The following is a 24167-nucleotide window of genomic DNA, read 5'->3' on the forward strand; positions in this document are numbered from 1 at the left end:
GCCTTGATAACAGTGGCGTTAGTTTTGTGGAGTACGAATAACCATTAGTCGGGTTTCGGTCATATCTTCAATAGCATAGCGTATACCCTCGCGGCCTAGCCCCGAGTCTTTTACGCCGCCATAGGGCATATTATCCACCCGCCAACTAGGTACATCACCAATTACCACACCGCCCACATCAAGCACATCCCATGCTCTATTGGCTTTGTAGATATCTCGGGTAAAAATACCCGCTTGCAAACCATAGCGGCTGTTATTCACTTCATCCAGTGCTGCATCATAATCATCAAACGGGAGGAGGATAGACAAGGGGCCAAAGGCTTCCTCCGCACTGGCATCACAGTCTTTAGGTACATTTTCTAGTACGGTAGCATCGAGCATAGCACCTGTTCGCGTACCTCCGCATAATAAGGACGCCCCTGCTTCTTTCGCCGCAGTAATCCAACCCTCTAGGCGCTCGGCTTCAGATTCTGAAATCATTGGCCCAATAAAGGTATCCTCATAGGCAGGGTCGCCCGCCACTAGCCCTTTAACCCGTTCAACATAGCGCTGTTTAAAATCGTCATAAATAGCACGGTGAACAAGTATCCGCTGTACGCTAATACAGCTTTGTCCTGACTGATAGTAAGCCCCCGTAATAATTCGGTCGATGGCATCGCTAATATCAGCATCTTCATCAACAATACAGGCCGCATTCCCACCAAGCTCTAAAACCACTGGCTTTTTGCCTGCCTTCGCTTTCAATGCCCAGCCCACATCTGGCGAGCCAGTAAAACTCAGTAGCTTTAAGCGCTCATCAGTAGTAAATAAGTCTGCGCCATCACGACTGCACGGTAAAATAGAAAACGCGCCCTTAGGAAGCTGGGTTTCTGCTAGTACCTCACCGATAATAAGCGCGCCTATTGGCGTTCGTGAGGCCGGTTTTAGTATGAAGGTACAGCCTGCTGCAATGGCAGGTGCTACCTTGTGTGCAGCTAAATTCAAGGGGAAATTAAAAGGCGAAATAAACGAACATGGACCAATAGGCACTTTCTTCGTCATCCCTTGGTATCCTTTCGCACGTGCGGAAATCTCTAGGTTTACCACTTCGCCATTTATTCTTACCGCTTCTTCAGCAGCAATTTTAAAGGTGTCGATTAATCTCGCTACCTCACCTTTCGCGTCTTTTATTGGTTTCCCGGCTTCTATACATAGCGCTTGTGCAAGTTCGTCTTCACGCTCTTGAAACCGTTTAATACAGTGCTCAAGAATTTCCTGGCGCTGGTAAGGGGCAAGTGCTGACATAGCAGGTTGGGCCTTTTCGGCCGCGGCAATCGCTTTATCAATCACCTCAGCGTCAGCTAACGCTACCTGTGTAGCTGGATCACCAGAGTACTTATTGGTGACAGTTAAATCAGTATTAGCATATACGGCTTCACTGGCTAAGTAATAGGGATAGCTTTCCTTCAACATATAAGATTCCTTATAACTGGGCGCTAAGTTGGGCAATGGTTTGATTAAGGGTTTTATCGTTTTCGCTGTAATCAACAGGGCAATCGACGATATGTACGCCTGGTGTGGATAAACACTTCTCGACTAAAGGTATAAGCCCATCCGCACTTTCAACGCGCCACCCTTGTGCGCCGTAACTTTGCGCGTATTTAACAAAGTCTGGATTTTGGTAATCGAGTCCAAACTCATCGAAATGCATATGCGCCTGCTTCCATTTAATCATACCGTAAGCATCATCCCTTAGGATGATGACGACAAGGTCGAGATTCAAGCGCACTGCCGTCTCTATCTCTTGGCTATTCATCATAAAGCCACCATCGCCACAAACACTGAGAACAGGCACATCGGGGCGTACTAATTTTGCCCCTATAGCAGAAGGTAAACCTGCGCCCATTGAAGCAAGTGCATTATCTAATAATAGCGTGTTGGGATGATAAGCCGGGTAATTACGGGCGAACCAGATTTTATAAACGCCATTATCCAAAGTTACTATGCCGTCTTCTGGCATAACCTTTCTGATATCGCGAACGAAGCGTTCAGGCATAATAGGAAAACGATTGTCGTTCTCCGCCTCGGCTCTGTGTTTTACGTAGGCATCATGAACGTCTTTATAAAAATCGAGTTTCCAGTCGTTCTGCGGCGTAATCCCCTCTTTTATCTGCCAGATGCTATTGGCTATATCCCCGATCACTTCCGCCTGGGGAAAGTACACCGGATCCACCGCGGCAGATTCAAAATTTACGTGAATTACTTTTTTGCCATTGTGGTGCATAAAAAACGGCGGCTTTTCGACTACATCATGTCCCACGTTAACAATAAGATCGGCCCGTTCTATCGCTCGGTGCACAAAATCATTATCTGACAAGGCGGTATTCCCGGCGAAACGGGGATCGCTTTCATTTAGTACCCCTTTCCCCATTTGGGTGGTGACAAAAGGAATACAGGTTTTATCAACGAACTCTCTAAGCATCTTAGCTGTGAGTTTTCGGTTGGCCCCCGCACCAATGAGAAGTAAAGGCGAGGTAGCTTGTTCAATCATTTCAATTGCAGTAGAAATGGCTTTATATTCGGCGATAGGCCGTCGGGAAATACTGGGTTGTAATAACGGCTGCGTGGTTTTTTCTGCTGCTATGTCTTCTGGTAACTCGATGTGAACCGCTCCCGGGCGCTCCTCATGTGCTAATCGAAACGCTTCACGGACGATAGAAGGGATACGATCGCCGCTAACTACCTGGGACGTATATTTTGTTAAAGGGCGCATCATATCGACGATATCAATTACCTGGAAACGCCCCTGCTTACTCGTCTTGATAGGCTTTTGACCGGTAATCATTAACATAGGCATAGCCCCTAATTGGGCGTAGGCGGCTGGGGTAACTAGGTTGGTAGCGCCTGGACCTAAGGTTGCTAGGCAAACTCCTACTTTACCGGTTAAGCGGCCATAAGTAGCAGCCATAAACCCCGCCCCCTGTTCATGGCGTGTAAGCACAAGCTTTATAGACGAAGCCCGTAGCGACTCAAGTAAATCGAGATTTTCCTCCCCCGGTATGCCAAACACAAATTCGACGCCTTCAGCTTCCAATGCTTTAACGAAAAGATCAGATGCTTTCATTCCCCTCCACTCCTTATTCGCTGAGCGTAGAACGCTTTAGCGATGATTAGTGTGTATGTAGCCTTTGCTACGCACTGAGAGGCATTAACGATTACTATTTTTCAATAAAAGACCACGAGCACAAACCCGTGGTTTCCTATGAGAAGTGAGGGTGTAACCAGGCCGAACACATTACCAATGCAAATAGGCTAATCGAGTTGGTTTTCCCATTGGGCAAGTTTTTCCTGAGTAGCTGCGTCCACGTTGGCTTTATTTTGACTTATCCACCAACGCTCCATCAAGCGTACGTTTTTAAGGTTTGCTTTATAAAACACATCCACTAAGTCACCGATAAATGGAATGAAACCTAAACCGAAATCGATAGCGGAATTTTTCACCATTTCCGCAACCAGTGTTTTGGGCATGCCAAGAGACTTTCCGAGCCACACTATTCGCAGTGAAACCAGTAACATGACGGCATCACCTGCACCGGGGATTAAACCCACGAGAGAATCTAAACCAATTCGTATAGGCGTAAACGGAATTTTAACCGCGGTATCTAGTATGTTGGCTAATTTTTGGGCCTTTAACAATGCGTTAGGCGCTTTAACGTCCGTGTGCTTTTTCGCGGTCATAATGGTATTCCTATTTTTCGGCCCCAAGGGCGCGGGCTAATCCGCCGCGCTGTGAATTGTCTGCACTCACCTGCCAGCCATGCAAATTCTCTTCAACAATATCAAATAGCACGTCAATATGTTCATCATCGCTATTGAGCGCGGGTATGTATTCGTATCTTTCACCGCCGGCTTCAATAAAATATTCACGGTTCTCTTCGCCTATTTCTTCGATAGTTTCCAAACAGTCTGCAGAAAACCCGGGGCACATTACTTGTATTGATTTCACACCTTTGCTGGGCAGCGACTTCATGGTTTCATCTGTATAGGGGGTTAACCACTCTTCGCGGCCAAAGCGCGACTGAAACGTGGTCATATACTCATCATGGGCCAAACCGAGCTTTTCTGCCAATAGACGTGACGTTTTATGACATTCACAGTGATACGGATCACCATTTTTTAGATAGCGTTTAGGGATCCCATGATAAGAGAAAAGCAATTTGTCTGCTTTTCCGTGCTCCGCCCAGTGCTTTTTCACCTTATTTGCCAGCGCCGTTATATAGTTGTCCCTGTCATGATAGTTATTTACAAAGCGTAGTTCGGGCAACCAACGCCGTTGGGTAAAGTCGTTCGCAATCGCATCGAACGTTGAGCCTGTAGTAGACGCACAGTATTGCGGGTATAAGGGCAGTACAACGAGCTTTCTTACACCATTTGTCAACATACGTTCTAGGGCTGCACTTATCGAAGGATTGCCATAACGCATGGCGTAATCAACCACTACATCTTCACCGTATTTTTTCTTACAACGGGCTTCTAAGGCATGAGCTTGTGCCTTTGTTATCGCGAGTAAAGGCGAACCTTCTTCTGTCCACACCGTGGAGTAGGCTTGGGCCGACTTTTTCGGGCGAATGTTTAAAATAACCAAATTAAGAACAAACCACCATATCGCCTTTGGCACTTCTACTACCCTTGGGTCTGATAAAAACTCTTTTAGGTAAGGGCGTAGCGCGGCAGCGGTAGGGCTATCAGGCGTGCCCAAATTTGTCACCAATACGCCAATCTTGTCTGGCTGAGAATGAGTAAAACCATTGTTGCTCTTGTATTTCATCGATTAATCCGCGTTAGGCACTAATATTTTTCATGTGCTAATTATACTGAATTTAAAGGAATTATGATCTAAGGAAAGAGAAATAAACGCCGATTGGATTAACAACAAAAAGCGATTAAAAAAGGCAGTATTAAACTGCCCTTTCGATTATAATTGTGATTTATGGCTGATAGTAGGTTGCCGCACCTGGCCCAACTGGCATACCGAGTACAAACACCCATATGTAGAAAAGAATAGTCCAGCCTACAATAAATACCATGGAATAAGGCAACATCATGGCAATGAGGGTCCCCATCCCCAAGTCTTTTTTATATTTTGCTGCCATGGCGAGGATCAAGCCGAAGTAACTCATCATAGGTGCAATAACGTTAGTCACCGAGTCGCCTATACGATACGCTGCCTGAATCACTTCTGGCGAATACCCTATTAGCATCAACATAGGTACAAATATAGGCGCGGTAACCGCCCACTGGGCCGACGCACTACCTAGAGAAAGATTCACGATACCGCACATTATAATAAATAAGATAAACACGGAGGGACCATCAAGTCCCACTGCTTGCAGTAACGCCGCCCCTTTAACCGCTAGCACTGTTCCCAGGTTAGTCCACTTGAAGAAAGCAACAAACTGCGCGGCAAAAAAGACCAAGGTGATATACAACCCCATTGCGCCCATACTTTTAGACATTGCATTTATTACGTCACGATCGTTTTTCATGCTGCCGGTTATACGCCCATAGACAAACCCAGGAACGGCAAAGGTAATGAATATAAAGGCAACAATGCCTTTTAAAAACGGAGAGCCTGACACTGCGCCTGTTTCAGGGTGGCGCAAAATCCCGTTTTCAGGGACCACGGTAAGAGCGAGTACAGCACACACGATTAAAAATGAAATACCTGCCCACGCCAGGCCTTTTTTCTCAAGCGAGGTTGGCGCATCCATGCTTTGTTTTCCAAGGTCGCTTGGCGCATCAGCTTCATCAAACTTACCAAGTCGCGGCTCTACAATTTTTTCGGTAACCAGTGCGCCCATTGTTGCTACCACAAATGTACTCACGAACATAAAGTACCAATTTACTTCTGGGCCAACCGAGTAGTCGGGGTCAATCATATGGGCGGCGGCTTCGGTAATGCCAGACAACAGTGGATCCACAGTACCCAATAGTAAATTGGCACTATAGCCGGCTGACACCCCTGCAAATGCAGCGGCTAGACCAGCCAATGGGTGTCGTCCTAATGAATGAAAAATCATTGCAGCGAGGGGAATCAATACCACATAGCCTAATTCGCTTGCTGTATTAGATATAATACCGGCGAACACTACCGCGAATGTTACTGCACGCTTAGACGCGTTCATAACAAGCCCACGCATAGCCGCCGACAATAACCCAGAATGCTCAGCCACCGATACACCCAACAAGGCAACAAGTACGGTTCCAAGCGGCGCAAAGCCGGTAAAGTTTGTCACTAAACCAGTAACAATACGTTGCAGCCCTTCAGCGCTCATTAGTGAGATGACTTCTATCATGCCATCCGCTTCGCGCCCTTTCGCGCCTTCCGGGCGAGGGTCAGCTACCGCGAGATCGAAGTAACCTAAAATACCACTGAGTATTACGATAGACACAGATAGTAAGGCAAATAAGGTTACTGGGTGTGGAAGCAGATTTCCTAGCCACTCTACAGTAGCGAGAAATCGAGAGAATAACCCACTTTTTCCGCCGTGCTCCTCGGCAGAATGGGTATTAGAATTTTCCGGAATCAAAGCGTTCCCCTGTCGTTTTTATGCCACGCTTTTTGTGTATTAACGCCATCGCTTTCACATGACCAATACTAAAATAGGTGGTTTTTTATAATATTAATACCGCGGCTATCTTACCCGATTTTAGGTGCTAAGGGCAGGGGTCGCCTATTGGTCGGGACAGCCGCACAAACTAAAGTATTCAAAAACGCTGCAACCTAATGATGTTACGCACTTTTATAGCTTTATACTAAGCAAAAAAAACCAGCTACAAGGTAGCTGGTTTTATCGTAACGCAGTGTTAGGTGACGCGCTTTATTTACCCTGAGAGGCGTTCATAAAGCGGAAGAAATCACTATCAGGAGCAATAACTAGCACATCATTTTTACTATCAAAGCTGGCTTTATAAGCATCCATACTACGTAAGAAGCTATAAAACTCGGGATTTTTAGAGTACACATCAGCATAGATTTGAGCGGCAAGAGCGTCACCTTCACCACGAAGTTGACGAGCGTTACGCTCAGCATCGGCCAACATAACCGTTACTTTCGCATCAATGTTGGCGCGAATAACTTCTGCTTGCTCCTGACCTTCAGAACGGTGTTCTCTGGCTACCGCTGCACGTTCAGCACGCATACGTTGGAAGATTGAATTACTTACCTCGGTAGGTAGGTTAATTTGCTTCACTCGAACATCAACTATTTCAATGCCTAGTTCATCTGACGATGTCGATGCCTGCTCCATAGCTTGATTCATAAGTGCAGAACGCTCACCTGAAACAATTTGGCCAATGGTACGGGTACCAAATTCTGAACGCAGTCCGTTGTTTACTTTCTGCTTCAATAAGGCTTCTGCTTGGAGTTTATTACCTCCCGTAGAAAGGTAGTAACGTGCAAAGTCATCGATGCGCCATTTAACGTAAGAATCAACAATTAGGTCTTTCTTCTCGCTCGTTACGAAACGGTCAGGGGTATCATCTAAGGTTTGTACCCTTGCATCTAAATGCTTAACCGAGTCGATAAAGGGGATTTTAAAATGAAGACCCGGTTCAAACACACGAGTTTCACCACTAGCATCGTCCCGCTGTACTTTACCAAATTGAATGACAATGGCGCGCTCGCCCTCTTTCACCACAAATAAAGCACCTGAGGCAAGAACGACAAGAACGACTAATACGGCAATAGCTAAATTCTTAACCATTATTATCTCCCTTCTCTGTAACTTTCGCCGCGCAACCCTGAAGTTGACGAAGAGTTACGGCTACGTTGACCTTCATCAACGACTGGCATCTGCAGGCCTTCTAACGTACTGCGAGACTGTGGTTTCGAACTGTTTTGTTGGCGTTCCATAATTTTATCTAAAGGTAGATACATCATGTTATTGCCGCCGTCGCTATCCACCAAAATTTTGCTGGTACTGCTTAACACTTGTTCCATCGTTTCTAGATAGATACGCTCACGGGTTACTTCAGGTGCGCGCTCGTATTGAGGCAGCAACTCTTCGAAACGGGCAACTTCACCTTGCGCTTCAAGGGTAACCTGCTCTTTATAAGCCTGCGCTTCTTCGTTCATACGATTAACTTGACCACGGGCGCGAGGTTCAATTTCACGCGCATAGGCTTCGGCTTCACGAATAAAACGCTGTTCGTCTTCCTGTGCTGCGATAGCATCATCAAAGGCATCTTTAACTTGCTCAGGTGGTCTGGCATCACGGAAGTTCATATCAATAATAGCAACTCCCATGTTGTAGGGCTCAATAATACCCTGTAGCTCTTCCCACACTCGCTGACGCGTAAGTTCACGGCCATCGGTTAACACATCGTCCATGGTAGAGTGGCCTACTACATAGCGAATTGCGCTATCGAGAGACTGGCTTAGACTGGTTTCTGGGCTTTCTACAGCGAACGTCCAGCGATAAGGGTCAACCACTCGAAATTGCATTTCCATTTGCACATCTACCACGTTTTCGTCTTCTGTCAGCATAGAGCCTGACGATGACTGATCGCGAATAGATTGAACATCCACAGGGATTACAGTATCAATAAATGTAGGTGCCCAACGCAAACCTGGTTCTACTTGCTTGACATATTCACCAAACCTAAGCACAACGCCTCGCTCCGCTTCACGAATGGTATAAAAGCCACTGATAATCCAGATAACAACAATTAAGCCAATTAAAATACCAGCGCCGATGCCGCCTAGGCTTTTGCCTGAGCCGCCATTACCACCACCAGATTTTCCGAACTTACCGAATAAGTTCTTAAATACATCATCTAAATCCGGGGGACCTTGATCGCGTCCGCCGCGGTTTTTCCACGGGTCATTATTATTGCCACCCGGCTCATTCCAAGCCATGCTGATACTCCATAGATTACTGTTTTATTTTTGAAATTCGCAAGCATAGTCGATGTGCTAATCACAACGATTAATGTCGCACAACATACTCTGATATTCCGTTCTCGAGACGCTTTTCTAAACGATTCCAGTCTGCCGTTTGCATACGCACATCGACAACCCAGTCACCTTCACTATCATAATCTTCGTTTGCAATACAGTTTAATTCGTATAACACACCACGAAGCTGACTTTGCGCAGGAGGTATTTTAAGCGTGTAGTTAACCATGCTTGTACCCAAGCATTCAGTAAGCGCTTGTCCCAATAGTTCGGTACCTTCACCGGTCTGTGCCGATAACCATACACGCGTTGGGATCCCTTCCTCGTTTCGTTCTATACGCGGTTCAACATCGTCCAGTTTATCAATCTTATTACAGATTAGTAATTGTTGTATGTCTCCGGCATCAATTTCTTCTAATACATCGTTTACTTCGTCCATGGTTTCACGATACTTCGCATCTGCAATATCTACCACATGAAGCAATAAGTCCGCTTCCTGTGTCTCTTGCAGCGTGGCTTTAAAAGCAGCCACTAAATCATGGGGTAAATGACGAATGAAACCCACGGTGTCGGCTAATATTGCAGGCCCGACATCTTTAAGCTCAATTTTTCTTAACGTAGGGTCTAGCGTAGCGAAAAGCTGATCGGCTGCATAAACGTGAGAGTCAGTTATTGTATTAAAGAGCGTTGATTTGCCCGCGTTAGTATAACCTACTAAGGATACGGTAGGTATTTCAGCGCGTTTCCTCGAACGACGACCTTGCTCTCGCTGTTTCTGCACCTTTTCTAAACGACGAAGTATTGCTTTAATACGTCCTCGTAACAAACGGCGGTCGGTTTCAAGCTGAGTTTCCCCCGGCCCACGTAAACCAATCCCCCCTTTTTGCCTCTCAAGGTGAGTCCAGCCGCGAATAAGTCGCGTAGAAATGTGACGCAGTTGTGCTAGCTCGACCTGAAGTTTCCCCTCGTGCGTTCTGGCTCTTTGGGCAAAGATATCGAGGATAAGTCCAGTTCTATCTAACACTCTGCACTGACAGACCGCTTCTAAGTTACGCTCTTGTGAAGGGGACAAAGAATGATTGAAGATCACTACATTGGCGTCGTGCGCTTTTACAGCTGCAGCGATTTCTTCAGCCTTTCCCGAACCTACAAAGAATTTAGCTTGAGGCGCACTACGCGATGTAGTTAATACTTCGGCGGCGTTTACCCCTGCAGAAGACACGAGCAATTCTAGCTCGGCTAAATCTTCTTTGCTGTTCTCATCAGTAAAATTAACATGAACAAGTACAGCCTGTTCACCGGCTTCATAACGGTCAAACAAGCGCGTTACCTTTTATTCTATTCACTTTTAGTATTTTCAGAATCTCCTGTTGTGCTCGGCATAGTAATCGCGCGAGCAGGTACCACGGTAGAAATTGCGTGCTTATACACCATTTGGCTTACTGTATTTTTAAGTAGGATCACGAATTGATCGAATGATTCTACTTGCCCTTGCAGTTTAATGCCATTCACCAGGTAAATTGATACTGGTATACGTTCCTTGCGCAACGCGTTTAAAAATGGGTCTTGTAAAGATTGCCCTTTAGCCATTTGATATCCTTAGTTTTTATTATTGGTAACACCACTAAGGTGTTACTGCACGTCTAATATATACCACACTCGACGAAACTAGAGTGTGACTTTTGCTGTAATTTTAGTCAAATTATCTTTACCAAATGTGTCTAACCAGGTCACCTTCTCCCACCCTCTCAGCCAAGTTAATTGGCGCTTTGCAAGTTGCCGGGTGGCAATGATACCTCTTTCACGCATATCATGATAAGAAAGCTGACCATCTAGGTACTGCCACATCTGCCTATACCCCACCGAACGAATAGAAGGTAAATCTTCATTTAGATCACCACGTTCATAGAGCTTTTTAACTTCTTCTTCAAACCCGCTTTCTAACATTATGTCAAAACGAGTAGCAATTCGCTCATGCAGCACACGTCTTTCCGTTGGCGCTATAGCAAATTGTGTTATCTCATAAGGGCAAGTGTCGCTTTCTTCTTGCTGCCATTGTGTTAGCGTTCGTCCCGAACTTCTAAACACCTCTAATGCGCGGGTTAGCCGCTGAGGGTCATTCGGGTGAATTCGCTCGCCGCTAACGGGGTCCACACGACACAACTCTTGGTGTAGTGCTTGCCAGCCTTTGCTCTTTGCCTGGGCGTTAATTTCGCTACGAATGTTTTCATCTGACTTAGGTAGTGGCGAAATTCCATTTATCAAGGCATTAAAGTACATCATTGTACCACCAGCTAATACTGGCACCTTATTTCTACTGTGAATATCACCAATCAGTCTTACCGTATCCTGACAAAATTGCGCTACCGAGTAGCTTTGTACAGGGTCAATAATATCGATTAAATGATGAGGCACACTTTGACGTTCGCCAGCCGTGGGCTTCGCAGTGCCGATATCCATATCGGTGTACACCAATGCAGAATCTACGCTAATAATTTCGCAATCAACTTCTTTTGCTAATTCAAGAGCAAGCCCTGTTTTACCCGAGGCAGTTGGCCCCATAATGGCTACTACAGGTTTAGCAGGATTTATGCCACTACCCATTTGTCCCTCTCAAGAAGTTAACTACTTGCGTTACGTCGCGCACTGTACCAAATCGCTCGATCATTTCCCATTGTTTCAGATCGTTTTGCTGCTCCAACCAGTGCCACACCTGATGCGCGGTATTATCGTCCAATTCATTTTCTGCGACGGAAAAGTCAAATAAAACTGTCTGTTTTTGGCTACCTTCTTCCGAATCCTTTGTGTTTGCGTGTGAAAAAAGTTTTGCCGACAAGAGTTTTTCAAACCAACGTAGCCACGGTAAATGGCGAGTTCCAGCCGGAACTTGCTGTAAACGGTATTTTCCAGCTACCTGATTTATTTCAAAGTGCAATCCGTTTAATAATGCGATATTTTCTGCTCGATTATCCGCTTCATCGCCCGCACTATCCATTGGCATAGCAAGGGCTACGGGCATTAATAGGGGCTGGCTGTGCTGTGCCTTCGAACACAACTCAGTAAGCCAGTACCCCACTATGTTAACCACATCGAGTAGGTAAATTCGTTCATTGTGTGAGTAAATTCTACACAGTGACGATAGGCCCAGATACTGCACATGGTTAGGTTGCGATCCTGAATCTTTCGTTTGCATGTCGCTATTTGGCGACATAAGGGATTGAAACCCCGCTTGATAAGCTGCGCTCGGCCCTTTTGATTGGCGAGGCGTGAATGGTGCGCTCTGACCGCCCACTTTAGGCGACTGGGGAGCTGCGGCCAATGGCCTGATGTATTCGTGGTTCGCAGGCTCATGTTGAAATGGCGCGGGACTTTGACTAATGGTGTCAGCCCTTGTTGAGGACTCAGTAACCGTTTCTTCGTGGGATTCAGGCTGGGAAATAGCATGCAATGCATCGCACACAGACTTACAGATAAAGTCGTGTACTAATCGTCCTTGCTGGAAACGTACCTCATGCTTAGCCGGATGAACATTTACATCTACGTCGCGAGGGTCAAGGGTAAGATAAACCACAAATGAGGGCTGCTCTAATACGCCCCAAACACTTTCATAGGCTTGACGTATTGCGTGCATAATAAGCTTATCGCGCATCCCCCTTCCGTTCACAAAGCTAAACTGACAGTCGTTGCTACTGCGTAGCACCGACTCGTTACCTAGCCATGCATCCATTTGAATGCCTTCATAATCCACATTGATATGCACTGCGTTATCGACAAACTTTTGTCCCAATACCGAGGCTATCCGTGGCGCCAGCGCACCTTGCTTGTCGGCGATAAAACGCTTTACCAGTTTCCCATTATGTTTTAATAAAAAGCTGGCATGGGGGTAACTCAGCGCAATGCGCTTTATCACTTCTTCAATGTGTTGAAACTCGGTCTTTTCAGTACGCAGAAATTTACGTCGGGCGGGCGTGTTATAAAACAGGTCGGCCACATCTATGGTGGTGCCTTGTGGGTGAGCGGCGGGCTGCACTGTAACCGCCATTTCTCGTCCTTCACAACATGCCTGCCATGCTTCGTTTTGATTGGCCGTACGCGAAGTAAGCGTTAAACGGCTCACCGAGCTTATACTTGCCAATGCTTCGCCTCGAAAGCCCAACGATAAGATATGTTCCAAATCGTCTAGGGTGGCAATTTTACTGGTTGCATGCCGACTCAACGCTAATTGTAATTCGTCTTTCGGGATACCTTTTCCGTTATCGAAAATGCGTATTCTTTTGTGGCCGCCTTTTTCAATATCAATCTCAATACGGTCGGCGCCGGCGTCGAGGCTATTTTCGAGTAACTCTTTAACCACAGACGCAGGTCGTTCAACGACCTCACCCGCCGCTATTTGGTTCGCTAATTGGGGAGATAAAAACTGTATAGGCAATGGGATACCTGTGAGCTAAAATTAAATGAAAACGTTAGTTTAGGTGCTTGGAATGCTGAGTACTTGCCCTATTCTTACCACATCACTATTAAGATTATTGGCAGCTTTAAGCGCACTTACTTTTATATTATATCGTTGGGCGAGCAAAGAAAGTGATTCACCACTTTTTACCTTATGCGTACGGTTATTCATTTTCTCTGCGGCCCATAACGTGCCATCGGGGGGCACTTGTTTGAAGTAACGCTTTGTTGCATTGAACATCGCATGGGCAAGGCGTTCTCGGTACTTCGACCAATTTAAATTCTTTTCTTCTTGCGGGTTTGAAATAAACCCAACCTCTACCAAAATAGAGGGGATATCTGGCGCTGTTAATACGGCGAAACTAGCGGCTTGAGGACGCCTTTTATGCAAACTTGTTACTTGCCTTAATTCTTCTACTACCTTATTGCCTAAATCATGGCTGGTGGCCATGCTATGATCCATAGACAATCCTAAAATCGTTTCAGTTAGGTAGCGTTCGCTGGATTTATCACTTATCACTTCCGCTGCGCCGCCTAATAGCTCTGAGTGGCGTTCAGATTTTTCCAACCACCGCCCTAACTCTGAATCGGCCCGGCGCATAGACAACACCCAAACAGACCCCCCTCTCGGCTGAGGTTGACTAAAGGCATCGGCGTGTATAGATATCAGCAAATCAGCTTTCTTTTGTCGTGCAACTTCAGGGCGTTTATTCGGCGAAATATAGTAATCGCCACTTCGCGTCATAATCGCCCGCATACCCCGCTCTGCATTCACCATAGCTTCCAGTTTCTTGGCTATACTTAACGTTATGTTCTTCTCATAGGTTCCAGCAGGACCTATGGAGCCAGGGTCGTGCCCGCCGTGTCCCGCATCAATCGCAACTATGATGTCCCGATCTCGCGTGCTTGTAGAACCGTCCATTACTACGCGGTTAGACGCATTCGCTGATGCAGATACAGTTGGAGTAGATACAGAGGCAGGCTGGCTATCTTCTAAATCTACCACCAATCTATGGCCATGGGGTGCAGCGGGAGCCATGCTAAAGAGCGACGGCTTCGCCACTCTGTTTAGCTCTACCACCACCCGCGCTGAATGTTTATTTTTGGGCGTGGAGTAGCGCACTTTACGAACTAAACTGCCGTTGATGGCAGTAGTAGAAAGATCGGTCTTATTTGAGGTATTAGGTAGGTCGATAACCAGTCGATGAGGACCCTCTAGGGTGAAATAGGTGAATTCAGGTTCGCTGTGCATATCAAACACCAAACGCGTGGTGTTTGAGGAGGGCGAAATACGAACGCCATCTATTTTGTTTTGGGCAGCCACAGCTATGCCTGCGATCACCCATAAGCAAACTACCGAACAAATTATGCGCACCATATTCAAGCCTTACACCGCCTTTTACCTGTCTATACAGGTTTATTATCTTTTTTGATCTGCCAGTGGCCGGTTAAACACACGTACAGTTTTGCAAAATTTTAGCGCCTTTTGCAGAACGAGCTTCTACACAAAAGCGTCGTCCTTCACGTTCAATATTTATACTAATCACTAAGTCTGGCGATGCCAAGTATTCCCCGCCTTTTTCTGACCATTCAATTAACGCAATAGTTCCATCGCCAAAGTAGTCCCTTATACCCATGAACTCTAGCTCTTCAGGATCAGCCAGCCTGTACAGGTCAAAATGGTAAATAGATGCCACGTCCAGCTCGTAAGGTTCAACGAGGGTATAAGTTGGACTTTTTACACTCCCTTCATGACCTAAAGACTGAATAAAAAACCGGCTAAAGGTGGTTTTTCCAGCGCCTAGGTCTCCATTAAGAAAGACCACGGTATCTATTGGGCGCTGGCTTGCTATTGCGTTTGCTAAGTCTACAGCAAGCGTTTGCGTTTCTTCTGGCGTTGCGGCGAAATAGGTAGTTTGTGGGTATGACATCGTTAATTCGGTTCCACATCAGGTGCTAAATAACTCGCTACCCGGCGTCAGTGGTTAATAAGCGCGCGAACAGCATCAAATAAGTCGCTCGCTATCATACCACGTTGACCATATAACTGCGCAATATCATCCCCTGCCTTTGCGTGCAGCACTACACCATATTTAGCAGCCAAATCCACAGGTAACCCCTGAGCCATCAACGCACCTAATATGCCGCTCAGTACATCACCGCTGCCCGCGGTGGCCATTCCAGGGTTGCCATGTCGACAAACCCATGTTCGCTCTTCGTTATCAATTAACGTGCCTGCTCCTTTAAGTACACACACCGCGTGATAGCGTTGGGAACATTGTCGGGCGTAATTAAAGCGGTCTGATTCCACATCATCGACTGACACGCCCAGCAGACGCGCGGCTTCTCCCGCATGGGGGGTAAGAATAGACTCGTTAATAGTGAACGCAGTGGACTGCTGGCAAAGCAGGTTGAGAGCGTCGGCGTCAATAACCACAGGTTTATTTTCACTTTGACAGTGCTTCATAGTGGCGGCGAAGGTGGCCTCTGCCCATGCGTCTTGCCCAAGCCCCGGACCAATTACAATGCAGGTGGCCCACTCTAGTGCGGCAGCAAGGTCGCTATCTGTTACCATAAGTTCCGGGCGGCCAGCGCTAACTTGAATGATGGATGCTTCATGGGTGTAAACTCTTACCATACCCGCACCACTTCTAAGCGCCGCTTCACTGGCAAGGCGTATAGCACCAGCGGTACCTTTATTGCCCCCGATACAAAGCAAACGTCCATAGGTGCCTTTGTGACTATGAACATCCCTTGGCCCCATTCCCTTAAAGTGATCGATATTAAGTAATGTGGCGCAAGGTCTGGCAAGTGACTGAAATGCTTTACCTATACCCAAATCGGCGTAAATGAGCTGGCCACAAGATTGTTTTCCTGCACCTGTTACCAAACCAGGTTTAATGCCTACAAAGGTCACCGTGAGCGTAGCTTGAACACAGCGCCCTAGGCTTTGCCCGGTATTGGCATCTAATCCGGAGGGCACGTCAATGCTCACTACTGGCGTCTGCGCGCCGTTGAGGGCATCAATAATATCGGCGAATTCGTTTCGTATATGGGAGGTAATGCCGGTACCAAGTAGAGCATCAATAACTACGTCTGCACTTTCGATAAATGTAGGGTCGAATGCCTCAACCTTTCCTCCTGCATCAAGCCAATGCTGTTGCGCTTTCCCCGCATCGCCCTCTAATTTTCGCTCGGGTTCCACTGCACAAAGGATCACCCGCTTACCATTTTGCTTAGCGTGTAAGGCAGTAATGTAACCATCACCCGCATTGTTCCCTTGCCCTGCTACAACTAAAAAAACATCGGAATTAGCAAACCGCTCTTGGCACTGTTGATAAACGGCATCTCCTGCTCGTTGCATAAGTGTGAACATATCACACCCCGATTTTTCCGCCGCTTTGGCTTCGTTTTCTCTCACCTGGTCGGCGCGAAACAGTTTGTATGATAAGCTTGAGGAGAGCTGAGTATCTAACATAATGACATGTCCAAAATTCAATCTGTAGACTTAATCCAATTAACCCACAATATCAAGGCTTGGGGCCGCGCGCTAGGCTTTCAACAAGTTGGTATTAGCGATATTGATCTAAGTCACCATGAAAAGTTCCTCGCTCAATGGTTAGAGAAAGGCTATCACGGCAGTATGTCGTATATGCAAAGCCATGGTATGAAGCGGGCGAGACCTGATGAGTTAGTCCCCGGTACATTGCGGGTAATAAGTGTACGCATGAACTATTTACCCCCTGATGCATCGTTTGCCCGCCATTTACGACAATCAGACGTAGGCTATATCAGTCGCTATGCGCTGGGCCGTGACTACCACAAAGTACTGCGCAAGCGGCTAAAACAGCTGGGTGATAAAATTGCGAGTGCGTTAAGTGAGATGGATACTACGCCCGAATATCGCCCCTTTGTAGACTCTGCCCCGGTGCTTGAGCATGCCATTGCTGAAAAAGCTGGCCTTGGCTGGACGGGTAAACATAGTCTTACCCTCAATAAGGAAGCTGGCTCGTGGTTTTTTCTCGGTGAATTATTTATAAATTTACCCTTGCCCGTAGATAGCCCCGTTGAGGAAGGCTGTGGCAGTTGTACGGCGTGCATAACAATGTGCCCTACTAAGGCAATTGTAGCCCCGTATACAGTAGATGCCCGTCGTTGTATCTCTTATTTAACCATTGAATCTGACGAGGATATTCCTGTAGAGTTGCGCCCGTTAATGGGTAATCGAATATACGGCTGTGACGATTGCCAACTTGTTTGCCCATGGAATAGATACGCAGATATTACCGAAGAAGAAGACTTCCACCCCCGTAAAATGCTTCACGGGCAGCCTTTACTTTCACTCTTTGAATGGTCTGAATCTGAGTTTTTAGAAAATACCCAAGGTTCGCCAATTCGGCGAATCGGTTTTAACAAATGGCAACGTAATATTGCCGTGGCGTTAGGCAATGCGCAATACAGCGAGGCAATACTTGCAGCCTTGTTGGAAAAACATGGCAAAGTGAATGCGCAAGTAGATCGCCATATTCAATGGGCTATCGAACAGCAAACGAGTAAACGAGATGACAAAGAAGCCGTTTCAGCTAGTAATCGTCAACAGTTACGTCTAACACGGGTAGTCGAAAAAGGGCTACCGCGAGACGCCTAGCTTGTTAACTCGCCTACATGCTGCTCGGGTGTGGACGCATTCGTGGTAAAGGTTATATCTATTTGCTCTATGCCATTTTGAACATTAGATGAGCGTTCAGCTTCTTGATACCGCCACCAACTTTGTCTTTGTAGGTCGTGAAGCAAACGGGAAAAGTCTTCCTGCTTGCCCGCATATCGCGCAGAAAACTCACAAATTTCATTCACGCATGCAAACGCACTGACAGTTAGCGTTTGTCCTTGCGGGTGTTGTTGCAGGTAAGCAATAAGCTGACGTTCACCGTTGCTGTTTTTATCTGTACTGCGATCACGCTCCCCTGTCGCGTCCGCCCCGCCTTGTTTTGCCTGGTTATTGCTATGCGCCTGACCTAGGCCTTTCATAACACGCAAATCGCCAGGCGCGTGGCTACGCTCACGGGTAAGTAAGCTATTAAGGCGCACCTTTTCTGCTGTAGACGCGGTTAATTTACCGTGGTAAAAGCCAAATTGGTAACCGGCTACAGCAATAAAAAGTACTAAAACAATGCCAACCCAAAGCTTCATCATGTTTTAGGAAATTCGCTTGTCTCTTGATTGCGTAATTATTTGTGATACGGCGTACTTAGTTCATGCACGGCGTTAACGAACACACCCGCATTTTCTGGCGGCACATCTAGGTGGATACCATGACCAAGGTTGAATACATGACCACTGCCTTCACCGTAACCAGACAAGATAGTGGCGACTTCTTCACGAATACGCTCAGGCGATGCATAAAGCATAGAAGGGTCCATGTTACCCTGAAGTGCCACTTTATCCCCAATACGCGCACGCGCTTGGGCAATATCAATTGTCCAATCAAGACCCACAGCATCACAGCCCGTTGCAGCAATAGATTCTAACCACATGCCACCATTTTTAGTGAATAGGGTTACAGGTACTTTGCGGCCATCGGCATGACGGGTTAACCCATCAACAATACGTGCCATATACTGTAAAGAAAAATCGTTGTAATCACGGGGGGATAATACGCCGCCCCATGTATCAAATATCATTACTGACTGCGCGCCCGCGGCTATTTGGGCATTAAGATATTCAGTCACTGAGTCGGCAAGTTTAGCCAGCAATGCGTGTAGGGTTGCTGGTTCAGCAAAGGCCATCTTCTTAATTTTAGTGAACGCTTTACTTGACCCGCCTTCAACCATATAAGTGGCCAGTGTCCATGGGCTACCTGAAAAACCAATTAGCGGGACTTCACCTTTAAGTTCCCGTCTGATGGTACGCACGGCGTTCATCACATATTGCAATTCGCCTTCTGGATCGGGAAGGCCAATTTTGTCTACATCGGCTTTACACGTAATAGGGTTCTTAAAACGCGGGCCTTCACCGGTTTCAAAATACAGGCCTAGGCCCATAGCATCAGGGATAGTTAAGATATCAGAAAACAAAATGGCTGCATCAAGTGGAAAACGACGCAATGGCTGCAACGTAACTTCACACGCAAGCTCTGCGTTTTTACACAACGACATAAAATCGCCCGCCACCGCGCGGGTCGCTTTGTACTCAGGTAAGTAACGACCCGCTTGTCGCATCATCCAAACAGGCGTTGCGTCGACCGGCTGTTTCAAAAGGGCCCTAAGATAGCGGTCATTTTTTAATGCTGGCTTTGCAACACTGCTCTCATTCTGCGACATAAACTCACCTAAACTAAAGAAAAATTAAACACCGGAATTATATCAGCAAACCCTGCTAATTGTGCTAAAAGGTTAGTAATATTTAAACCTTGCGGTCAAATAACCAGAAAATGGGATAAGGTTTACTTGAAAATAAATTTGCATTAAATGAAAGCGTTTGCTATTACTACTACAGCAACGAAAAAGAAGCCCATTAAGGGACCGTGCTAACCTCATTGGAACCCTGCCTCGGCAGGGTTTTTTATTGTCTGGTGTTTACTGGTTTTCAATAATAGAAAGCGTTTCTTCTATTAGCTTTCCTGCAATCGATACTCTAGGCGGTATAGTGGGTAACGCGTCTGGCTTGAACCACTGAGCGTCGTCAATCTCATTTTCTTGGCAGCGAATATCACCTCCAGCGTATTCAGCGATAAACCCCACCATAATAGAATGGGGAAAGGGCCAGGGTTGGCTGTCGAAGTACTGAAGGTTCTTCACTTTAACGCCAACTTCTTCAAACACCTCGCGATGCACAGCTTCTTCTAAACTTTCGCCGCTTTCAACAAATCCGGCCAGCGTAGAGTACATATTGGCTTCTTTATGTCTCACCCCTTTTGCTAATAACAACGCCTGTTTATTGTGAATTGCAACGATAATGCAGGGTGACACCCGCGGGTAACTGCGATGATGGCAACGGTGACAATGCACAGCCATTTCCCAATTTACGCGCTCGGTATGGCTGCCGCACTTGCCACAGAATCGGTGAGTACGCAAAAAGTGAACGTATTGCCATGCCCGTCCAATGACAGAGAAAATAATCGTTTGCTGTTCGTACAATAAATGACGCAGCGGCACAGCTTCCCATTCTTCCTCTTGTACCATTTCAGCCCCCATATCAACAACGTAAACGGGGTCATTTAATACATCGGTATCAGGACTTAATGGAGGCAGTTCGTGAACGTCTTCTAGGTAGGATGTAAGAAAATTGAACTGAGATACGTGCCCGGAAGGGATTGTTTTCTCACCCTTTCGTATGATGATCCGTTCCTTACTGACAATAACCCAATGGCCAGCCCTCGTATCCAGTTGTGTCATATTTTGCTTGATCATCATAAGCTTATTACCTATTTTCGGGTCTAATTAGCGCTACGATAGCATAAATTTAATCCTATCCAGTCACCGCCTTCAATTTGTGTCGCGTTAACACGGTGTTATACTAGCACTCACTTGCGCGGCGCGGGTATCGTTTTGAGGACCAAAACATGTTAAAGCAACTAGAAGATGTTAAAACAAAATGGGGCGGTAAAAGTCAAACAGTTGATAACTGGCTAAATGCTAGACAGCAATTATTGATCAACTTTTGCAACCTCGCAGGTATGGATAAAAGAAACGAAACCTTACCCGAAGCCAATGAGATAGCGCATTTTTGCGAATGTTTAATGGATTATTTATCAGCGGGTCATTTCGAAGTGTTCGATATCTTGGTCAGTGACGATGCTGATGGACAACAATTAAAAGCGCATCTTTACCCAAAACTTACCCAAACCACCGATGCTGCGTTACAATTTAATGATAAATTTGCAGAAGCCGTTACGATTGAGCAAGCTGCAAACTTTGACGATGCATTAGCGAAACTTGGTGAAACATTAGAAGAACGTTTCGGTTTAGAAGATAAACTGATAGAACATATGCACACCACCCCAACTCGCGCCGCACACGAAGTTCGACCGACGCAGTGAAATTCACAACGTAGCCATGGTAGTAATAAATGAATAATGCAACGCTGATCCATAAAGCCCGCGTCTATTGTGAGCAGCGAGGAGCTCGTTTCACCCCTTTACGGGAAAAAGTATACGAAATTTTAGTGTCTAAACACGGGCCTATGGGCGCCTATGAACTGTTAGATGCATTAAAGGAAACCGAATCAGGTGCTAAGCCCGCCACGGTGTATAGAGCCTTAGACTTTCTATTAGATTTTGGTTTAATCCATCGCCTAGAGTCAAATAAGGCGTTTGTCGCATGTTACCACTTCGGCTGTAAACACCCAGTACAGTTCCTAATTTGCGACAGTTGTGGTGACGTCGCAGAGATACAGTCGGAAGGTTTAAAAGATACCTTAGACAACCAAGCGAAAGCGCATGGCTTTAGTATTTCCAAGCAAACCATAGAGGCTCATGGACTGTGTGCAGACTGTCAAGAGACAGAAAACCCTGACTCAAAGGAGCACGCACATGAATGCTGATTTTGTAAACCCTTTCATTGCAGGGTTGTTAAATGTGTTGGAAACAATGGCACAAACCACGCTTACACCGGGTAAGCCTAAGCGTAAACAGAGCGATGTAGCCAAAGGTGACGTATCAGGTTTAATTGGTATGGTAGGCCCTAACGTTCGCGGGTCAATGTCGATTACCTTTGATGAGTCCCTCGCCCTTACAATAATGGAGCGTATGGTGGGTGAACGGCCACAAAAGTTAGACGCAGAAGTCGGTGATATGGTGGGTGAAGTCACTAATATGATATGTGGCAACGCCAAGCGCGACTTAGCTGAAAGGGGGTTTGAGTTTGGTATGGCAACCCCTATGGTAGTGTCGGGAAAGCAACATACGATAAGCCATCAAGTAGACGGTGCTAAAATCATTTTACCTTTTATGTGCGAGGAGGGGCTAGCGCACTTGGAAATCTGTTTTGACAAATAATTTCTGGTACTCTGAAAAAATTACACTACCGGAATTCCCCCGTGGCTTTCATCTCGTAACAGAGTACATTGTTGAAGCGTTACCGGTTTTGAAAAATATTGACGTAGGTTTGCTACACTTATGGCTGCAACATACGAGTGCTAGTTTAACTGTGAACGAAAATGCCGATCCGACCGTACGACAAGACATGGAGGCTTTCTTTAACGACAGTGTTAAAGAGAACTTGCCGTATCTAAAACATACGTACGAAGGCAGTGATGATATGCCAGCGCACTTAAAATCTAGTATACTTGGTTGTCAGGTAACCATTCCTGTTCAGCAAGGTAAACTCCAGCTAGGTACCTGGCAGGGTATCATACTCGGAGAACACCGCAATTATGGCGGCCCAAGAAGAATTATTGCCACATTACAAGGGACTGAAATAAATCCCATATAACAAACGGCACAAATCGTGCTTACAGATTTTAAGTAAGCACAAGATAGAATTATCATAAATCGATAATCACTCAACGTTTAACAGGATGTGACTATGAAACGACACTTTAAATTGGCTGCACTTTCGCTAGCTGTTCTTTCTTCAACTTCAGCATTTGCTCAAGACTCTCAAGAGCCAGATTATAAGCAATGGTTTGGTCTTTCTGGTATGTATTACAATACCGATCCAGGTCGCCCATTAGCTGAAGGAATTTATGACGATGGCCAAGGCGTCTCTTTTGAGTATGGCTTTCGTTTTACACAAAGCTGGGCTGCGCGTATCGAGTATACTGACCTTGAGTTAGATTACCGTTCACCTATCAGTTCTGGTTCAGATAGTGAAGACGGCGAAATGGTTGGTGTAGACGCACTATACTTCATGCCTGACGACATGTATTACCTATTTGGTGGTATTAAACGTCAATCAGTGGGTGAGTCTACTACGCTTGCAAATATTGGTATCGGTAAACACTGGGACCTTGCTGATTCAGTTAAAATTATTACTGAAGTTGCTACTTATCACGATTTCGGTGAAGACTACAACGATTACAGCGTAAAAGTAGGTGTGAGCATTCCTTTCGGTAAATCAACGCCAACTGCGCCGCAAGATAGCGACAACGATGGCGTTATTGATAGTCGTGATCAGTGCGCGATGACACCTGCTGGCGTTCGTGTTGATGCAACAGGCTGTGCCGTAGACAATGACAACGATGGTGTACTTAACAGCGTAGACCAGTGTCCTAATACACCTGCTGGCGTTAACGTTGACGCGAAAGGTTGTGCAATTAAAGATTCTGATAACGACGGTGTCGTTGACGCAAAAGACATGTGCCCAGATACAGAGGCAGGCGTTAAAGTTGATGCTAAAGGCTGTGTAGTATTTGACGAAGAAAAAGTTGAAATTACCCTACGCGTACTTTTCGATAACGAAAGTGCGGTAGTGAAAATGCCTAAAGATCCAGAGATTTCAGAGTTTGCTGAATTTATGAAGCAGTATCCTTCTACTACTGCGGTTATTGAAGGTCACACTTCAGCGCCAGGTACAGAAGCATACAACATGGACCTTTCTAAGGAACGTGCCGCTAGCTTTAAAGACGTAATGGTTGATATGTACGGTATTGATAGCAGCCGTCTAGAAACTGTTGGCTACGGTGAGACTCGCTTACTAGATACAGCGAATAACGCTGAAGCGCACCGCATCAACCGTCGCATTTCAGTGACAGTTGAAGAAACGGTTAAAGTACCAGAAGAGAAGTAATTTTCTTTCACCTAATAAAAAAAGGCGCCCATTGGGCGCCTTTTTTATAGCTT

General features: G+C 46.1%; 23 protein-coding genes. 6 read left to right on the forward strand and 17 right to left on the reverse strand.

The annotated features are described in order from the left end of the window. Window positions 1-18 precede the first annotated feature (18 nt). The 14 genes from GTH32_RS17375 to GTH32_RS17440 form a co-directional block, all read right to left on the reverse strand. Window positions 19-1452: an aldehyde dehydrogenase family protein gene (locus tag GTH32_RS17375; protein ID WP_163088144.1), complete on the reverse strand. Its 1434-nt coding sequence runs from the start codon at window positions 1450-1452 to the stop codon at window positions 19-21. 10 nt (window positions 1453-1462) lie between these two features. Further along, window positions 1463-3103, reverse strand: a complete 1641-nt coding sequence (locus GTH32_RS17380) for an acetolactate synthase large subunit (protein ID WP_163088146.1) — start codon at window positions 3101-3103, stop codon at window positions 1463-1465. 188 nt (window positions 3104-3291) lie between these two features. Beyond that, window positions 3292-3717 carry a DUF4112 domain-containing protein gene (locus tag GTH32_RS17385; RefSeq protein ID WP_163088148.1) on the reverse strand — a complete coding sequence of 142 codons (426 nt, stop codon included), beginning with the start codon at window positions 3715-3717 and terminating at the stop codon, window positions 3292-3294. Window positions 3718-3727: 10 nt separating this feature from the next. Continuing rightward, entirely contained in the window at window positions 3728-4807 is a 1080-nt protein-coding gene (gene hemH, locus GTH32_RS17390; protein WP_163088150.1) for a ferrochelatase, read from the reverse strand. A gap of 160 nt (window positions 4808-4967) precedes the next feature. Continuing rightward, window positions 4968-6569: an AbgT family transporter gene (locus GTH32_RS17395; protein ID WP_203565542.1), complete on the reverse strand. Its 1602-nt coding sequence runs from the start codon at window positions 6567-6569 to the stop codon at window positions 4968-4970. Between the two features lie 291 nt (window positions 6570-6860). Beyond that, complete coding sequence (gene hflC, locus GTH32_RS17400; protein WP_163088152.1) at window positions 6861-7745, reverse strand: protease modulator HflC; 885 nt, start codon at window positions 7743-7745, stop codon at window positions 6861-6863. 2 nt (window positions 7746-7747) lie between these two features. Next, window positions 7748-8899 (reverse strand): FtsH protease activity modulator HflK, encoded by a 1152-nt coding sequence (gene hflK / locus GTH32_RS17405; RefSeq protein ID WP_163088154.1) that lies wholly within the window; start codon window positions 8897-8899, stop codon window positions 7748-7750. Between the two features lie 70 nt (window positions 8900-8969). Further along, window positions 8970-10259 (reverse strand): ribosome rescue GTPase HflX, encoded by a 1290-nt coding sequence (gene hflX / locus GTH32_RS17410; RefSeq protein WP_163088156.1) that lies wholly within the window; start codon window positions 10257-10259, stop codon window positions 8970-8972. 17 nt (window positions 10260-10276) lie between these two features. Then, window positions 10277-10528 (reverse strand): RNA chaperone Hfq, encoded by a 252-nt coding sequence (hfq, locus tag GTH32_RS17415; protein ID WP_163088158.1) that lies wholly within the window; start codon window positions 10526-10528, stop codon window positions 10277-10279. Window positions 10529-10606: 78 nt separating this feature from the next. Further along, window positions 10607-11542 carry a tRNA (adenosine(37)-N6)-dimethylallyltransferase MiaA gene (gene miaA / locus GTH32_RS17420; protein WP_163088160.1) on the reverse strand — a complete coding sequence of 312 codons (936 nt, stop codon included), beginning with the start codon at window positions 11540-11542 and terminating at the stop codon, window positions 10607-10609. Continuing rightward, a complete protein-coding gene (gene mutL / locus GTH32_RS17425) occupies window positions 11535-13367 on the reverse strand; it encodes a DNA mismatch repair endonuclease MutL (RefSeq protein ID WP_163088162.1) in 1833 nt (610 codons plus the stop codon). Before mutL ends, miaA begins: the two co-directional genes overlap by 8 nt. A gap of 39 nt (window positions 13368-13406) precedes the next feature. Further along, window positions 13407-14765 (reverse strand): N-acetylmuramoyl-L-alanine amidase, encoded by a 1359-nt coding sequence (locus GTH32_RS17430; RefSeq protein WP_163088164.1) that lies wholly within the window; start codon window positions 14763-14765, stop codon window positions 13407-13409. 70 nt (window positions 14766-14835) lie between these two features. Continuing rightward, a complete protein-coding gene (gene tsaE / locus GTH32_RS17435; RefSeq protein WP_163088172.1) occupies window positions 14836-15318 on the reverse strand; it encodes a tRNA (adenosine(37)-N6)-threonylcarbamoyltransferase complex ATPase subunit type 1 TsaE in 483 nt (160 codons plus the stop codon). A 47-nt stretch (window positions 15319-15365) separates the two neighbouring features. Beyond that, window positions 15366-16865, reverse strand: coding sequence for an NAD(P)H-hydrate dehydratase (locus GTH32_RS17440; RefSeq protein ID WP_163088174.1), 1500 nt, complete (start codon window positions 16863-16865; stop codon window positions 15366-15368). A gap of 6 nt (window positions 16866-16871) precedes the next feature. Between GTH32_RS17440 and queG the strand changes: the two genes are divergently transcribed. Then, window positions 16872-18035 (forward strand): tRNA epoxyqueuosine(34) reductase QueG, encoded by a 1164-nt coding sequence (gene queG / locus GTH32_RS17445; protein WP_163088176.1) that lies wholly within the window; start codon window positions 16872-16874, stop codon window positions 18033-18035. Here the strand turns inward: queG and GTH32_RS17450 are convergent. The 3 genes from GTH32_RS17450 to nudC all read right to left on the reverse strand — a co-directional run bounded on the left by GTH32_RS17450 (window position 18032) and on the right by nudC (window position 20799). Then, on the reverse strand, window positions 18032-18580 hold the full coding sequence (locus GTH32_RS17450) for a hypothetical protein (RefSeq protein ID WP_163088178.1): 549 nt from the start codon (window positions 18578-18580) through the stop codon (window positions 18032-18034). The two genes, queG and GTH32_RS17450, sit on opposite strands and share 4 nt — an antisense overlap. A 35-nt stretch (window positions 18581-18615) precedes the next feature. Continuing rightward, window positions 18616-19707, reverse strand: a complete 1092-nt coding sequence (gene hemE, locus GTH32_RS17455) for a uroporphyrinogen decarboxylase (protein ID WP_163088180.1) — start codon at window positions 19705-19707, stop codon at window positions 18616-18618. A 255-nt stretch (window positions 19708-19962) separates the two neighbouring features. Then, window positions 19963-20799: an NAD(+) diphosphatase gene (nudC, locus tag GTH32_RS17460; RefSeq protein ID WP_163088182.1), complete on the reverse strand. Its 837-nt coding sequence runs from the start codon at window positions 20797-20799 to the stop codon at window positions 19963-19965. 149 nt (window positions 20800-20948) lie between these two features. Between nudC and rsd the strand changes: the two genes are divergently transcribed. The 5 genes from rsd (at window position 20949) to GTH32_RS17485 (ending at window position 24114) form a co-directional block, all read left to right on the forward strand. After that, on the forward strand, window positions 20949-21425 hold the full coding sequence (gene rsd / locus GTH32_RS17465; protein ID WP_163088184.1) for a sigma D regulator: 477 nt from the start codon (window positions 20949-20951) through the stop codon (window positions 21423-21425). Between the two features lie 29 nt (window positions 21426-21454). Continuing rightward, complete coding sequence (locus GTH32_RS17470) at window positions 21455-21928, forward strand: transcriptional repressor (protein ID WP_163088186.1); 474 nt, start codon at window positions 21455-21457, stop codon at window positions 21926-21928. Then, window positions 21918-22382, forward strand: a complete 465-nt coding sequence (locus tag GTH32_RS17475) for a chemotaxis protein CheX (RefSeq protein WP_163088188.1) — start codon at window positions 21918-21920, stop codon at window positions 22380-22382. Before GTH32_RS17470 ends, GTH32_RS17475 begins: the two co-directional genes overlap by 11 nt. Next, entirely contained in the window at window positions 22372-22818 is a 447-nt protein-coding gene (locus GTH32_RS17480) for a secondary thiamine-phosphate synthase enzyme YjbQ (protein ID WP_163088190.1), read from the forward strand. The genes GTH32_RS17475 and GTH32_RS17480 overlap by 11 nt, the downstream gene beginning before the upstream one ends. A gap of 93 nt (window positions 22819-22911) precedes the next feature. Beyond that, a complete protein-coding gene (locus GTH32_RS17485; protein ID WP_163088192.1) occupies window positions 22912-24114 on the forward strand; it encodes an OmpA family protein in 1203 nt (400 codons plus the stop codon). Window positions 24115-24167: the final 53 nt, after the last annotated feature.

It is taken from the genome of Alteromonas profundi, assembly GCF_010500865.1.
In the GTDB taxonomy this organism is placed as follows: Bacteria; Pseudomonadota; Gammaproteobacteria; order Enterobacterales; family Alteromonadaceae; genus Alteromonas; species Alteromonas profundi.